Annotated in this window: 14 protein-coding genes; 6 read left to right on the plus strand and 8 right to left on the minus strand. The window is 33.0% G+C overall.

The genetic code is table 11. From position 1 onward, the window contains the following. Positions 1-23: 23 nt before the first annotated feature. Positions 24-1,337, minus strand: coding sequence for an LCP family protein (locus ACM595_RS00745; RefSeq protein WP_069821860.1), 1,314 nt, complete (start codon positions 1,335-1,337; stop codon positions 24-26). Positions 1,338-1,910: 573 nt separating this feature from the next. Between ACM595_RS00745 and ACM595_RS00750 the strand changes: the two genes are divergently transcribed. After that, positions 1,911-3,569: a phospho-sugar mutase gene (locus tag ACM595_RS00750; protein WP_419744415.1), complete on the plus strand. Its 1,659-nt coding sequence runs from the start codon at positions 1,911-1,913 to the stop codon at positions 3,567-3,569. A gap of 20 nt (positions 3,570-3,589) precedes the next feature. Beyond that, on the plus strand, positions 3,590-4,765 hold the full coding sequence (locus ACM595_RS00755; protein WP_115343871.1) for a serine hydrolase domain-containing protein: 1,176 nt from the start codon (positions 3,590-3,592) through the stop codon (positions 4,763-4,765). Between the two features lie 52 nt (positions 4,766-4,817). Here ACM595_RS00755 and rihC read toward each other — a convergent pair whose 3' ends face one another. The 6 genes from rihC to ACM595_RS00785 all read right to left on the minus strand — a co-directional run bounded on the left by rihC (position 4,818) and on the right by ACM595_RS00785 (position 10,786). Next, positions 4,818-5,726 carry a ribonucleoside hydrolase RihC gene (gene rihC / locus ACM595_RS00760; protein WP_115343870.1) on the minus strand — a complete coding sequence of 303 codons (909 nt, stop codon included), beginning with the start codon at positions 5,724-5,726 and terminating at the stop codon, positions 4,818-4,820. Positions 5,727-6,207: 481 nt separating this feature from the next. Next, the gene (gene qoxD, locus ACM595_RS00765; RefSeq protein ID WP_037538855.1) at positions 6,208-6,498 is read right to left on the minus strand and encodes a cytochrome aa3 quinol oxidase subunit IV; all 291 of its coding nucleotides are present in this window, start codon (positions 6,496-6,498) and stop codon (positions 6,208-6,210) included. Further along, entirely contained in the window at positions 6,495-7,100 is a 606-nt protein-coding gene (qoxC, locus tag ACM595_RS00770; RefSeq protein WP_002483712.1) for a cytochrome aa3 quinol oxidase subunit III, read from the minus strand. Before qoxC ends, qoxD begins: the two co-directional genes overlap by 4 nt. Next, complete coding sequence (gene qoxB, locus ACM595_RS00775) at positions 7,090-9,078, minus strand: cytochrome aa3 quinol oxidase subunit I (protein WP_037538853.1); 1,989 nt, start codon at positions 9,076-9,078, stop codon at positions 7,090-7,092. Before qoxB ends, qoxC begins: the two co-directional genes overlap by 11 nt. Beyond that, positions 9,078-10,199 (minus strand): cytochrome aa3 quinol oxidase subunit II, encoded by a 1,122-nt coding sequence (gene qoxA, locus ACM595_RS00780; protein ID WP_037538850.1) that lies wholly within the window; start codon positions 10,197-10,199, stop codon positions 9,078-9,080. The genes qoxB and qoxA overlap by 1 nt, the downstream gene beginning before the upstream one ends. A 269-nt stretch (positions 10,200-10,468) precedes the next feature. Continuing rightward, positions 10,469-10,786 (minus strand): DUF5011 domain-containing protein, encoded by a 318-nt coding sequence (locus ACM595_RS00785; RefSeq protein WP_002483709.1) that lies wholly within the window; start codon positions 10,784-10,786, stop codon positions 10,469-10,471. A 245-nt stretch (positions 10,787-11,031) separates the two neighbouring features. On the opposite strand from ACM595_RS00785, the gene ACM595_RS00790 reads away from it, so the two are divergent. Next, on the plus strand, positions 11,032-12,177 hold the full coding sequence (locus tag ACM595_RS00790) for a globin domain-containing protein (protein ID WP_041079039.1): 1,146 nt from the start codon (positions 11,032-11,034) through the stop codon (positions 12,175-12,177). A 153-nt stretch (positions 12,178-12,330) separates the two neighbouring features. Here ACM595_RS00790 and folD read toward each other — a convergent pair whose 3' ends face one another. Continuing rightward, positions 12,331-13,188, minus strand: a complete 858-nt coding sequence (gene folD, locus ACM595_RS00795; RefSeq protein ID WP_011303442.1) for a bifunctional methylenetetrahydrofolate dehydrogenase/methenyltetrahydrofolate cyclohydrolase FolD — start codon at positions 13,186-13,188, stop codon at positions 12,331-12,333. 204 nt (positions 13,189-13,392) lie between these two features. On the opposite strand from folD, the gene purE reads away from it, so the two are divergent. The 3 genes from purE to purC are packed head-to-tail and all read left to right on the plus strand — an operon-like array spanning position 13,393 to position 15,695. Continuing rightward, positions 13,393-13,875: a 5-(carboxyamino)imidazole ribonucleotide mutase gene (purE, locus tag ACM595_RS00800; RefSeq protein ID WP_037538847.1), complete on the plus strand. Its 483-nt coding sequence runs from the start codon at positions 13,393-13,395 to the stop codon at positions 13,873-13,875. Then, complete coding sequence (gene purK, locus ACM595_RS00805) at positions 13,862-14,989, plus strand: 5-(carboxyamino)imidazole ribonucleotide synthase (protein ID WP_115338601.1); 1,128 nt, start codon at positions 13,862-13,864, stop codon at positions 14,987-14,989. The genes purE and purK overlap by 14 nt, the downstream gene beginning before the upstream one ends. A 4-nt stretch (positions 14,990-14,993) precedes the next feature. Continuing rightward, a complete protein-coding gene (gene purC / locus ACM595_RS00810; protein WP_041079043.1) occupies positions 14,994-15,695 on the plus strand; it encodes a phosphoribosylaminoimidazolesuccinocarboxamide synthase in 702 nt (233 codons plus the stop codon). Positions 15,696-15,697: the final 2 nt, after the last annotated feature.

Genomic DNA, 15,697 nt, shown 5'->3' on the forward strand with positions numbered 1-15,697 from the left:
TTACGTACGAGCTCCTTTCTAGATTAATATTGATTCGTTGGTACTTCTTGAGCGTTCTGTTGTTGGTTTGGATCAATTTGCTGTTGGTTAGGATCGTTTTGTTGTTGGTTAGGATCGTTTTGTTGTTGATTAGAATCGTTCTGGGGTTGATTCACGTTATTTTGTTCGTTACCAAACTGATCCGTTTGTTGCTGATCATTATAATCTTCAGCGTTATTTGTTTCTGAGTTGCTATTGTCGTTCTCATTTGATTGATTTTCATTACTATTTTCATCTTCCGAGCTATCTTTTTGTGATTTCGTTAGAAGACTATCATCTAACTCGGTTAATGGTACGAGTGTACCATAATAATCAATCACGCGTTGATTTAATAATTCATCTTTATCTTTAATTTTAGGTAAATCTAAGTCACTTCGCAACATATTTGTCGTTGACAGGATATTTTTTATATCTGGATTATAGTAATAAATGCCATTTAAATAATCATCGTCACCTTCAAGTTGTGAACTTTTTATTTTTATATCATCTTTTAAATAAGAAGTAGCAAGTACTTTTATTTCATCATAACTTAAATTATGTTTGGCATTTTTTCCGACAATTTCAACAACATCATCTAGTTTATTAAATGAGTCTGCTTTTTGTGCTTTTGCAAATAGTTTTTTAATTAAATCCATTTGTCTCTGACCACGTTTTAAATCTGAGTCTTGATGACGTGTTCGAGCTACAGCCAATGCTTCATCGCCATTAAGATTTTGATAGCCTTTTTTGACTTTAATTTTACCAGTATCGTTTGTATTTGGTTCATTAATGTTGTAAGGGACGTCATATTTAATGCCGCCCAATTCATCAACTGCATCAACAAACGCTTCCATATTAATTCTGACATAGTAATCGACTGGTAAATCTAATGTAGCCTCTACCGAGTCCATTGAAGCAGTAGGGCCTCCGTATGCATGTGCATGCGTAATTTTATCATAATAACCAACTTTTGGTATGTAGCTGATTGTATCACGCGGAATACTTAACATTCTAATTTGTTCCTTATCTGCATTAAAAGTAGATAATATCATTGCATCGGTTCTAGATTTTTCAGCTGTTTGTCCATTTTTTTCACGGCCACTATTATCATCAATTCCCAAAAATAGGATAGATATAGGATCTTTTGAAGGATTTACTTTAGAGTCACGTATATTTGACTTCCTAGAGGAATCACTATCATTAAAGGAAGACTCAAAAGCGCCTTGAGAAGATTTTAGCAATATGATCGCAAAAATAATTGGAACAACGACAAGAACTAATGAAAGAAATATTAAGAAATATTTTAAAAATTTATTCATGTTTGAAGCTCCCAAATTATTAGATTTTTTGTACATGTAACTATATTTATATTTTGATTATACTTCTTTTTAACTTTGTAAATTATTTGTAAAGAAGAAAATGCACTATAAATTATAATTTTATTACTATCACTAAAAAATATCAACTATGAAGTTGTTAATTGTAATTTTATTGGCAATGTGTAATAAAATGATGAAACAATATGCACGCAGAAGTTATGTGTTAATCATAAATATACAATGCACTTGTCATGTATGATTAAGTAAATATGACTGTATTTAATCAAATCATCATTTATGAAATGATTTAAATCATTGAAAGTGGCAAGGTTAATAAATATAAAAATAGTATCACAATAATGTCATTTGATAAAATATGATTTATTTAAAGACATAGGATATAATATATATTGGAAATATCATCTTGTAGACGATTATAATTAAAAGATGTTAGAAATTTTAGATTGCCTTTGTACTTAAATATAGCAAGCGTTGAAACAAATTTAATCATATTCCAGCATAAAGATAGAATAAACGTACTAGGAATGAATGATTTGAGGAGGAAATATTATAGTGAAAGCACTTTGGTTAGAAAATATAAATGAAAGTTTAGTAAAGGATTTTTACGAAACACAAACAGAAGAAGAACAGAATGCTGGTTTTGAAGGGGTCTTATCATTTGGTACTGCAGGTATTAGAAGTACATTTGGTTTAGGACCAGCAAGGTTAAATGCTTTTACAGTCCGCAAAGTAGCGCTAGGATTAGCTCAATATTTAAATCATAATGTTGATGACGCATCTGTTGTCATACATTTTGATACAAGATTTTTATCAAAAGCATTTTCACAAGAGATGGCAAGTGTGTTGGCAAATAATGGTATCACAGCTATTATTTCAGACAATTATAAATCGACACCAGAATTATCCTTTGCCGTAAGACATCTACAAGTAAATGCAGGCATCATGATTACAGCAAGTCATAATCCTAAAAATTATAATGGTATAAAGATTTATAATGAAAAGGGTGGCCAATTATTACCTGAAGCTTCAGAGCAATTAAGTGAATATATAAATTCAATTGAAACTCCGTTAAATATTGAAAAAGGTGATTTTAATGCGTTCGTAGAAAACGGTAAAATAAAATATATGTCGAATGAAGTAACAGAAAGTTATAAAAAAGAAGTTAAGTCATTAGTAGGATCAATAGATGCACATGACGCAAAAGTCATATTGACGAGTTTACATGGTACGAGCCTACCTTTGGTATCTGACATTTTAACTGAATTAGATTATCATAATTTTGTTATAGAAAAAGAACAGTCAGAACCTAATGGTAATTTTCCAACAGTAGCTATTGCTAATCCTGAAGATGAAGCAGCTTTTGCACTTGGCAAACAGCTAGCAGATAAAACAGATGCACAGCTTATTATTGCAACTGATCCTGATGCGGATCGATTAGGATTTATAGAACGTTATGGTGATAATGATTTTAGATATTTTAATGGCAATGAAATAGGGCTATTATTAATGAAATTAAGGTTCCAAGATTTAACTGAAGATAGTACGCCGCAATATATGATCAAATCAATAGTTACGAGCGAGCTAGCAGAAAGGTTAGCAACATCTCTCAATGTAGAAGTTAACGATGTTCTGACAGGTTTTAAATATATTTCAGATTTAATAGAACACAAACAGAAAGATGATGATAAGCAATTACTGCTTGCATTTGAAGAAAGTCATGGGTACTTAGCACAACCTATTTCAAGAGATAAAGATGCTATACAAATGGTACCATTATTAGTTAAATATAAGAATTTACTTGATAAAAATAGTATAACATTTAAGGAAACAATTGAAGATATTTACGAAAATATCGGTTATTTCAAGGACAGAACACTTGCGCCTACATTTGAAGGAAAAGCCGGTGTTAAAAAAATAGAAAGTATTATGTCGCAATATAGAAATGAACAGGTATTTTCTATATGTGGTATGGATGTACTAAAAATTGAGGACTATCATGTTGGAGAAGTTAGAGACATGATAACAGGTCATACTGAGAAATTAACATTACCAAAGACAAATTTAATTAGATTTATTTTTGAAAATGGTTTTATTGCGTTAAGACCTTCTGGTACAGAGCCAAAAATTAAATTATATTTTTCACTTGAAGTTGAAAATATTGATGAAATTACACAACAGTTTGAAGCAAACTATATTAATAATATAGTTTAAACAAATATAGAGGCAACATTATGACAACAAAGATACTCAAAAAAATAACAATCATTTTAATTATATTATTAATAGTAATTATTATTACAATCGCCTATAAGCTATATCATCGTAGTCATCAAGAAACGCCAATGGTACAAAATGAGACGAAACAAGAAACTACGAATAAACAAATGGGACATTTACAGACTATTGTCGATAATCAAAATCCACAGATGATGCAGATTAATCAATATCTTGAACAAGTTAAATTTAACGGTACTGCAACTGTGTTCGAAAATGGTCAACTCAAATTAAATAAAGGATACGGTTTGCAAAACATTCAAGAAAATAAACAGAATCAAGCAGATACTTTATATTTAATTGGATCTTCTCAAAAGTTTGCGACAGGATTAATGTTGAAACAATTAGAAAGCGAAAATAAAATTAACATGAACGATTCTGTAACTAAATATTTGCCATGGTTTAAAACGAAGCAGCCAATTACTTTAAATCAACTGATGTTGCATAAAAGTGGATTGTTTAAATATAAAGCTTCTCCAAATTATAAAAATTTAAACGAAGCGGTACATGCAATTCAACAAAAAGGCATTGAGCCTAAATTTTACAATAAAAATAGGTACAACGACGGAAATTATTTAGTATTATCGCGTGTGATTGAAGAAGTGACAAACAAGTCGTATAAGAAAAATTTTGAGGATAGAATTTCAAAACCGCAACATCTAAATTTCACTGCATTTTTCGATAATTCAAATTTTCAAGCATATATGGCTAAGGGTTATAAAAAGGATGGTAAATCTGGCAAACCACTACAACAGTATCCCAACGTTTTAGAACAGTATTATGGGGCGGGTAATTTGTACATGACGCCGAGTGATATGGGAAAATTGATTTTAGGATTACAGAATAATAGAATATTAAACAGCCATATATCAAAACCACTGATACATGAGAGTAAGACGTCTAAATATCCTCAACCTTATCGCTATGGGTTTTATTCCTTTGCAGATAAAAATAGAATTAATGGTGGTTTTTTTGGTCAAGTTTTTACGTCATATTTTAATGACAAGTATATTGTAATCCTAGGAACTAATTATGAAAATAGTGACGTGAATAATGAACAGAAAATCCAACATATTTACAATCAGATTTTAAAACAGGGTGGACCTTATAATCATGTGGGTAAATCATATTAATTGAAATTTTAAAACACACGCCATGGAAATGGGCGTGTGTTTTTTACTAAGATTATATACAGTATTTTAAAGCTTCAATAAATAGTTTTTTGAAATCGTTTGTTTCGATAGACATAACAACTGAGCAGTTAGGGAAGTGCGTGTTAAAATCTGTAACAGTTGCACCTTTTGTAAGTGTTCCAGTGGTCTCAATTTGTACATTTGCCTCTTTCACATCAAATTTTTCAGGATGTAATAAATAAAGTATCGTATATGCATCATAGATATTGATTCCTTTTTCAAAATCGTCGCCCTTATAATGTTTGAAAAGTTGATGCAACATGTCACCGGTTTTGTTTAAACTTTGTAATTCATTCACCGTTGCGTGACTAAGTGTAGAACTTCTAGCTACATCCAAGCCAACCATAGTAATTGGTAATCCAGAGTTAAATACAATGTGTGCTGCTTCTGGATCACAATAAATATTAAATTCTGCTAATGGTGTGACATTGCCTCGAGCTGCCGAACCACCCATTAATACAATTTCTTTAATATAATCTTTTACTTCTGGATAGGTTGAGAGTAATAGGGCAATATTTGTTAAAGGTCCTATTGGTATTAAAGTAATAGGGTCTTCACTTGATTGAAGTTCTTTGCGCATGGCTTCTACAGCATGAGTGGATGATAAATCATTGTAATTAATCTTAGGAAAATCATATCCTCCCATCCCAGATTCACCATGTACTGCACTAGCATCTACGATTTCTGATAATAATGGTTGAGAGGAACCTCTATGTACAGGAACGGTACTCGAGAAAAAGCGTTTAAGTTTCAAAGCGTTCGCAGTTGTTTTTTCAATACCCACATTTCCATTAACTGTAGTAATCATTCGCAAATCAAAATTAGGATGATTTAATGCAATGCTAATCGCAGCAGCATCATCAATTCCAGGATCTGAATCTATGATAATAGGTTGTTTCATAATTGAATTTCCTCCTAAAAATAAATAATCATTTAAATATAGTGTACATTGTTTTACCTAGAAAATGTTGTATAGCAATTGAAAAATTAAGCGACTATTGATAGGAATATGAGCAAATAATGTTGTAAAGACATTCCATAGAGCCTAAGTTTAGTTTATTAGTATTTATTTTGAATAATCTAGGTTAGTTTTTAATATTCGTGAAGTATTTTCATTAGAAATCAGCGTCATCTAATGAAAATACTATTTGAAAATAGGGGGGATATGAAGAAGGAAAAGTGACGGTCAGTTGCATGTTTGGTTTACCATAGTTAATATAAACGATTAATTTAGTACTTTCTTTTCATACGAAAAATTTATAACAACAAAACATACATATTTTGAAATTAACGAAATCAATATATAAAGAGACCCCCTACACAAATGAATGCGTAGGGGGTCTCTTTATTCTAAGGCTTCTCAGAAGAGAAGTCTATATTGATTATAAGTGGCTTGAGTGTCCACCTTGCATTACCCAATAAGTACCGATAACAGTAATTAAAGTAATGATAATCGCAAATAAAACTTTAAAGGTTTGTAAATTACCATCTTTACCTTCAGTTAAGTGCATGAACATTAATAATTGAACTGCAGCTTGTATAAAAGCAAAACCAAAGATGATGGTAATCTTAGCATTAAGTGCCATAGATGTGTATAAGGTTACAAATACAGCTAAGATCGTTAAAACGATTGAGGCGATAAAACCTACAGTATGTTTTACTATTGTATTCATCCGCTAAACACCATCCCTATCATATATACGGCAGTGAAGATGAAAATCCATACAACATCTAAAAAGTGCCAGTATAAACTAACTATAAATAATTTAGGAGCATTGTCTTTATTTAATCCGCGCATTGCTACTTGAATTAATAGGCAAATAATCCAAACAATACCTAATGACACGTGGGCACCATGTGTTCCTAATAGAATAAAGAAACTAGACCAATAAGAACCGATAGTTAGATTAACACCTTCATGTACGTAGTGCGCAAACTCATAAATCTCGAAGCCTACGAATACCATACCAAGTAATACAGTGATAATCATCCAAATCAGCATTAATTTTTCTTTTTCTTTTCTCATATAGTAAATTGCAATACCACATGTATAAGAACTAATTAATAATGCAAATGTCATAATTAAAACTAATGGTAATTCAAACAATTCAGTCGTCATTTTTCCAGCATAATCGCCACCGTGTTGAAGTGTTAATAATGTTGCGAATAACGTACCGAATAATGAGAATTCTGCTGTAAGGAATACCCAAAAGCCAAGTTTATTTAAATTACCTTCATGCGAACGTTGATCAATTGTGTTTGCATCATGACTCATGACTTACAGCCTCCCTTTCTTTTATACGTGCATCACGTAAACGTTTTTCAGTTTCAGCAACTTCAGACGCTGGTATATGATAACCATGGTCGATTTGGAAACTGCGATAAACCATAGTTGCGAAGATACCAATTAAACAAATAATAGCTGGAACGAGTGTTTCAAAGATAAGGAAGAATCCACCAATAGTGAAGAGAATTCCCATCCAGAATCCAACAGGAGTATTATTTGGCATATGGATATCTGTATAGTTATGGTTGTCTAAATAATGACGACCATGTTCTTTCATATCTACAAATGTATCATAGTCATTCCAGTCTGGTGTGATAGCAAAGTTGTATTTAGGTGGCATTGCTCCAGCAGTTGCCCATTCTAAAGTACGTCCTAAACCATCCCAGTTGTCGCCAGTTGCTTCACGTGGTGCTTTGAAGAAGCTGTATACGATACTTGCAACTAAGAACATAAATCCTAATGCCATTAATAGGGCACCGACAGTTGAGATTGCGTTTAGTAACCACCAACCATCTTCTGGCATATAAGTGTATAAACGACGTGGCATACCATCTAATCCAAGGATGAATTGTGGTATGAAACAAACGTTAAATCCGATCATGAATAACCAGAAACACCATTTGTTTAATGTTTCGTTTAACTTGAAGCCAGTCATCTTAGGCCACCAGAATATTAAAGCTCCAAGACAGGCAAATACTACACCAGCTACTAGCGTATAGTGGAAATGCGCTACTAAGAAGTAAGTATTATGATATTGATAATCTGCTGCCGCCATTGAAAGCATAACACCTGTTACCCCACCGATTAAGAAGTTCGGTATGAACCCTAATGCGAATAGCATTGGAGATTCGAAGGTAATACGACCTTTATAAAGCGTGAACAACCAGTTAAAGATTTTAACACCAGTTGGTATACCAATTAACATGGTTGAAATTGAGAAGAATGAGTTAATTAATGCACCATTACCCATTGTGAAGAAATGGTGAACCCAAACTAAGAAACTTAAGAATGCGATACCTGCAGTCGCCCAGACCATGCTTTGATGTCCGAATAGGCGTTTACGTGCAAATGTCGGAATAATTTCAGAGTAGATACCGAATGCTGGCAAGATAACGATATACACTTCAGGGTGCCCCCATACCCAGAAGAAGTTAGCCCAAAGCATTGGCATACCACCATTTGCAACTGAGAAGAATGCTGTGTCGAAAATTCTATCAGTTGTAAATAGCGCTAATGTAACTGTTAATACTGGGAAAGCCAAGATAACGATTAATGCTGTAATAAAAGTCGTAACCGTAAACATTGGCATTTCCATAAATTTCATTGTTGGTGTTTTACATCTAAGTATAGTAACAAAGAAGTTAATACCAGTCATCAGTGTACCAATACCGGAAATTTGTATCGCTATTAAGTAATAGTTGACACCAGGTCCTGGACTGAATTCTCCTGCGAGTGGTGCGTAGTTTGTCCAACCAGCTGCAGGTGAGCCTCCGACTATAAATGAAAGGTTGAATAAAATCATACCTGAGAAGAATAACCAGAAACTTACGTTATTTAATACAGGGAATGCAACGTCACGCGCACCAATTTGTAGTGGTACGACAACATTCCATAAACCAAAGATGAAGGGCATAGCCATAAAGATAATCATTATTACGCCGTGCGTACTAAAGACTTCATTATAATGGTTTCCTTCTAAAAATGTATTGTCTGGAATGGCTAATTGCGTACGCATCATTAGCGCGTCAATACCACCACGTACGAACATTAATACCGCACAGATTAAGTACATTGCACCAATTTTTTTATGGTCAATAGATGTGAACCATTCTCTGTATAGATATTTCCATAATTTGAAATAGCTAATTACTGCGATCACGGCAATAACTGCGAAAGGAGCACCAATTTGTCCCATTGTTATCATCCAGTTACCTTGAACGAGTAATTGATCCCATGGAAAATTCATTAATGTCCACCTCCATTTTCATGGTCTTTTTTCTCAATTTTAGATGCTTTTTCATCTTTAGCACCTTCAGAGATTTTTTCCATTTCATCCATATTATGTGATTCTTCATCTTTGAATTCACTATCATATGGTTCATTATTGCCTAAAATCATGGCTTTCATTCCATGACGTTCGTAGTTAGCATTTGTGATTTGCGGCTTACGTGCAGGTTGATCTGGTTTATCTAACACATCTGCTGTACGTTCTTCTTCAGTGTTAAAGTTTGGATCTTTTTGAACGAAATTATAACGATCATAAGCATAGAAAATATACTCAGGATCTGCTGCAGGATCAACAAATGCTAAATGCGTACCACTGAAAGTTAAATTTTTGTTTTCAGTAGTTGGTAAAAGTTGCTTATCAAATGTATCTTGATCCAATACTTTTTGTTTTTTGGCATCTTTTACCCAATCCTCGAATTTGCTTTGGCTTACTGAATTCACATCAAATGTCTGACGACTGAAGCCTTCACCATTGAAGTTTGAGTTACGTCCACGGAACGTACCTTCTTCACTAGCTGTTAAAGTCCAGTCCATAGTCATACCTGTCATCGCATATTTTTGACCACCTAATTGTGGAATCCAGAAACTTGTCATCATATCCATTGATTGGAGCTTGAAGACAACTGGGCGATCTTTCGGAATAGTTAAATGGTTAACTGTTTCGATTTTCTCTTCAGGATAACTAAAGAACCACTTATAACCAGCACTTGTAGCATAAACAACAAGTGGATCGTCTTCTTTCTGTGGTTTTTCCTCGTAATTATAAAGTGAATTAACTGTTGGAATAGCTAATGCAATTACAATAATTACTGGAATAATAAACCAAATTGTTTCTAATAAAGAATTGTGGTGCATCTTACCTGATTCATCAGTGTTTCCAATTCTATATTTATATAGAAAAACTGTGAATAGAATAAGTACAGCGGCAATAATAACAAGCATGAAGATAATTGAATACATAATCAAAAACTTCGAATCACTTGCCATCGGCCCTTTTGGGTTTAAAACTTCTACGTTAGAACAGCCACTAAGTAAAATTAGCGAGCCAAAGAGTAGAAGCAAAGACTTAAATTTTGACACTTTTTTGACCTCCTAATACTACAAATGTAGGGCTTAACATCAATTTTAAGATATTACGCAATATTTACAAGTGTTTGTGCGAAAAAAAATATTGTAAAATTAAAAGAAACCCAACAAACTCAACGTCTGGTGGGCTTTCAAAGATTTGTTAAAATTATGTGTACATTTTGTGAAAAGTGTCATATTTAAGGCGAAAGGGTGATTTTATCAAAAAAGTAGTGATAAAGGTTATCATTTAGCTTGATTTTTGCTATGTATGGAATTTTAATTTATTTAACTTCTATATAACGTATCGATTTACTTGATGCGCCGTTTGAATCTTCCACTTTATACTCAATTTTGTATTTTCCAGCTTGGTTGATATTAACATTACCATCAACTTTAATTTTATGTGTTAAATCGCCGTCTTCTTTATCGTATGCATGTACACCATTTAAAAGATTATATTCTTCACCTTTATCTATGATTGTATCATTCGTACCTTTAAGCTCTGGAATTGAATTGTCAGTGGCTTCTGCACTTAGGTTTGGGGATACAAGAGTTGCAGAAACGCCAATTGCTGATAACGATTGTATAAGTTTATTCATTTATTGACCTCCAAGAAGAGACTTTAATTGATTTATCTATACTATACTGTAATGCGCTGTGTATTACATCATACTATAGTCCTAATATACCTTATTTATTTAAATATAATTGTAATTTTTAGTTAAAAATAAGTAAAATGAACTTTTTGTGAATTTTATCACAAATTTGTTTTGAAATACTATAATTTGTAATAAAATAAAGTAGAAATGATAAAGCTATATTTGAAGAAATGGAAGTGCTTATTATGTTGAATGAAAAAGAAAAAGCGATTATTAAAGAAACGGTTCCGGTATTGCAAGAAAGAGGGGTAGAAATCACATCGTTTTTCTATAATAGAATGTTTACACAACACCCTGAATTAAGAAATATGTTTAATCAAACAAACCAAAAGAAAGGATTGCAATCAACGGCGCTAGCACAGAGTGTATTAGCTGCAGCGATGAATATTGATGATTTGACACGTATTTTACCAGTTGTGAAAGAAATTGCATTTAAACATTGTGCATTACAGGTGCCGCCAGCTGGTTATGATATTGTAGGTGAAAATTTATTAGCTGCCATCCAAAATGTTTTAAAATTATCGGATGATGATGCAATATTAGACACTTGGGCTAAAGCATACGGAGAAATTGCTAAAGTATTTATTGAAGTTGAAAAAGATATTTATAAAACAATGGCATGGGATGGTTTCCAAGCATTTGTAATTAAAAATATAGAAACTGTAGCTACAGACATCAAAGCATTTACAGTTAAATCTGATGAAATAGACATGAGTAAATTTAAACCAGGTCAATATGTCACGGTCGATGTGAAGAGTGCGTCACTACCATACCGTGCTAAACGCCATTATTCAATTGTAGAAGGTGATAGTGAAACACTGACTTTTGCAGTTAAACATGATGTAACAACAACACATGAAGGGGAAGTGTCTACGATACTTCATAGTGAATACAAAGAAGGCGATACGATTCAATTATCAGCACCAGTAGGTCCGTTTTCCGTGGTCAACAGTGAGTCACCACAGCTATTTATTGGATCCGGTATCGGGGTTACACCTTTAATTCCAATGTTTAATCAAGTGGCTAAGTCAGAAGCGCCAATTCAATTTATTCAAAATATTATTAATGATACAGATATACCATTCTCAAATAAACTAGAGGCAATAGCTGAAAGTAAAGAGAATAACGATTATATTATTTATGATAAGCATAAAATGGGTTATATGGATGCATCGTATTTGAATCAATTTATAACAAAAGATACTGAAATTTATGTTTGTGGTGGTGTTAATTTCCTTCAATCTATCATCACTACCTTAAAAGAAATGGAAGTTGATGAAACGAAAATTCATTTCGAATCGTTTATCCCTAAATTAAGTGTTGGTGTATAAAGTGTTATATGATTGAATGAAATAATATAAATTAACAAAAAACAAGACACGTTAAGTCGTATTGAACTTAACGTGTCTTGTTTTTTGTTAATGAAGCAGTAAAGCATTTTATTTATATAAATATCAAAAAAATTGATTCTTTATCTCGCGAGTTTATTCAATCCCTCTACGCATTTTTTCAGCTATAAGTGTGTTATTTAATACCATTGTAATTGTCATTGGGCCAACGCCACCAGGTACGGGTGTAATTGCACCTGCCACTTCTTTAACTTCATCGTATTCGATATCACCTTTTAATTTACCATTTTCATCAGGTGTATTCCCTACATCGATTACAACCGCGCCTTCTTTAACGTCTTCTTTTGTTACTAATCCAGGACGACCCACAGCACTAACAATGATGTCAGCATTTTTTAAATAACGCTTCATATCTTTAGTTCTTGAATGAAGAATCGTTACGGAAGCATTTTTTTGAAGTAATAATTTAGAAACTGGTTGACCTACAATGTGACTACGTCCGATAACAACAGCGTCTTTTCCTTCTAAATCAATATCGGCATGATTTAAAAGTTCCATGATGCCTAATGGTGTACAAGGTACAAATGTTTGTTGATCAATATAAAGCTTACCAATATTTTCAGGATGGAAGCCATCGACATCTTTTGCTGGGTTAATAGATTCTAATACTTTTTGTTCACTTACTTGATCAGGAAGTGGTACTTGGACTAATATACCGCTCACACTATCATCTTCATTTAAGCGTTTTAATTCGTTTAAAACGTCTGCTTCAGAAGTAGATTCGTCGAGATGAACAATTTCTGAAATCATTCCAATCTTTTCCGCAGCTTTCTTTTTAGAGTTGACATAACTTTGACTTGCACCATCATTACCGACTAGAATAACAGATAATTTTGGTGTATACCCCTCAGCTTGTAAAGCTTCAACTTGATCTTTAAGTCCTTGTCTGTAATCTTTAGCGATTTGTTTCCCGTCTAAAATTTTTGCGACCATGAAAAAATCCTCCTTGAATGTTTGAACTTTACTTAACATTAACACAAATGATGGGATAATTAACAACCAAAAGACGTAGATTAAACAGAAAAAAAGTATTAAAGTTCGATTTTTGATTGAAAAAGCATCATTTACTTGTTATGCTATATCTGTAATATACATCTAATAGTAGTATCATTTCAAATTTCTGAAAGGGTGTTCATTTTGAAAGTAGTAGTCATTATGGGAAGTTCTTCTGATTGGGAAACAATGAAAGAAAGTTGTTCGATGTTAGACCAATTTGAAATTCCGTATGATAAAAAAGTAGTTTCAGCACATCGTACGCCTGAATTAATGTTTGAATTTTCAAGAGAAGCGAGAGATGCAGGATATGATGTCATTATCGCTGGTGCAGGCGGTGCTGCGCATTTACCAGGTATGGTTGCGTCAATGACGACTTTACCAGTAATTGGCGTTCCTATTGAGTCTAAAAGTTTAAAAGGAATGGATTCGCTATTGTCAATCGTACAAATGCCAGGTGGTATTCCAGTAGCAACGACAGCAATAGGTAAAGCTGGCGCTAAAAATGCGGGTATATTGGCTGCAAGAATACTTAGTATTGGTAATCAAACAGTGCAAAAGAATTTGGAAAATTATGAGAAATCTTTAGTTGAGAAAGTGAGTGATATGCAAGATGAACTTGAGTAAATTAAAATTCGGCTCAACCATAGGTATCATAGGAGGCGGTCAACTGGGCAAAATGATGGCGCAGTCTGCCCAACAAATGGGATACAAAGTGATTGTGTTAGATCCCGATTCATCATGTCCTTGCCAGTATGTTGCCAACGAGTTCATCAACGCTGCGTATGACGACCAAATAGCACTAGATCGACTTGGAGCATTATCAGATGTAATAACGTACGAATTTGAAAATATCTCGGCTAATCAATTACAAGCATTAGCTTCAAAATATAATATTCCTCAAGGCTATCAAGCGATTCAATTACTTCAAGATCGCCTGACGGAGAAACAAACTTTACAAGATTCTGGCAGTAATATAGCGCCGTTCCTCCAATTAACTGACTATGACGATCTAGTTAAAGCGGTTGATTCAATTGGATATCCTTTTATTGTTAAAACACGTTTCGGTGGATATGACGGTAAAGGTCAAGTGCTTGTTAAAGACGCCACTCATTTAGATGAAGCGCATCAACTGATTCAAGCACAAGAATGTGTAGCAGAACAGTACCTAAACTTAAGTAAAGAAGTTTCTTTGACAGTAACCATCGGTACAAACAATCAGATCACATATTTCCCTCTACAAGAAAATGAACATCAAAATCAAATACTATTTAAAACAATCGTGCCTGCGCGAGTACAAGATAATAAAGAGCAAGAAGCGCGTAATGAAGTAAATAAAATAATTAAAGCCATACATTTTATAGGCACATTTACAGTTGAATTTTTTATAGATCAACAGAATCAATTATATGTAAATGAAATTGCGCCTAGACCACATAATTCCGGACATTATTCAATTGAAGCTTGCGAATATTCTCAATTTGATACACATATTAAGGCGATAACAGGACAACAATTACCACAACAAGTAACACTATTGATACCGGCGATTATGATGAACTTATTAGGCAGAGATTTAGATTTATTAGAAGATCAATTCGCAGAACACCCTGAATGGCATGTCCATATCTATGGCAAAAACGAACGTAAATTTAATCGTAAGATGGGACATTTAACGGTGTTAACTAATGATATAAATGAAACTGAACAAAAGTTGCTTAAACAATTTGAAGGGAGATAAATATATGTCTTTGTTATATGAAGGAAAGGCTAAAAGAATTTTTTCAACAGGAACGTCTGATGTATTACGAGTTGAATATAAAGATGAAGTGACAGCTGGAAATGGTGCTAAAAAAGACTTCATTGAAGGGAAAGGGCGCTTAAATAACCAAATTACCTCTCGTATATTTAATTATTTGAAAGCTAAAGGCTTGAATAGTCATTTTATTGAGCAAATATCTGAAACGGAACAATTAGTTAATTCGGTTGAAATCATTCCTTTAGAAGTTGTAGTTAGAAATATTGCAGCAGGCTCAATTACAAAAAGACTAGGTTTTGAAAAAGGACATACATTTGAAACACCATTAGTTGAATTTTTCTACAAGAATGATGATTTGAACGACCCCCTTATCACTGAAGACCATATTAAACTACTTCAAATTGCTGATGATGGTGAAATTGAAAAATTAAAAGAAGCAGCAACAGAAATTAATGAAGTATTAGTGAACTTAATGGACAAAATGAATTTAAGATTAGTCGATTTTAAAATTGAATTCGGACGCACAAATGAAGGTGAAATTTTATTGGCTGATGAAATTTCTCCAGATACATGTCGAATTTGGGATAAACAAAGTGATACAAATTTTGATAAAGATGTTTATCGAGAAGATACAGGATCAATTATCGAGACATATCAAACTTTTTTAAATAAATTGGAGGCACTCTAACA

This window comes from Staphylococcus sp. LKG3-1 (assembly GCF_048568385.1).
Taxonomy (GTDB): Bacteria; Bacillota; Bacilli; order Staphylococcales; family Staphylococcaceae; genus Staphylococcus; species Staphylococcus saprophyticus.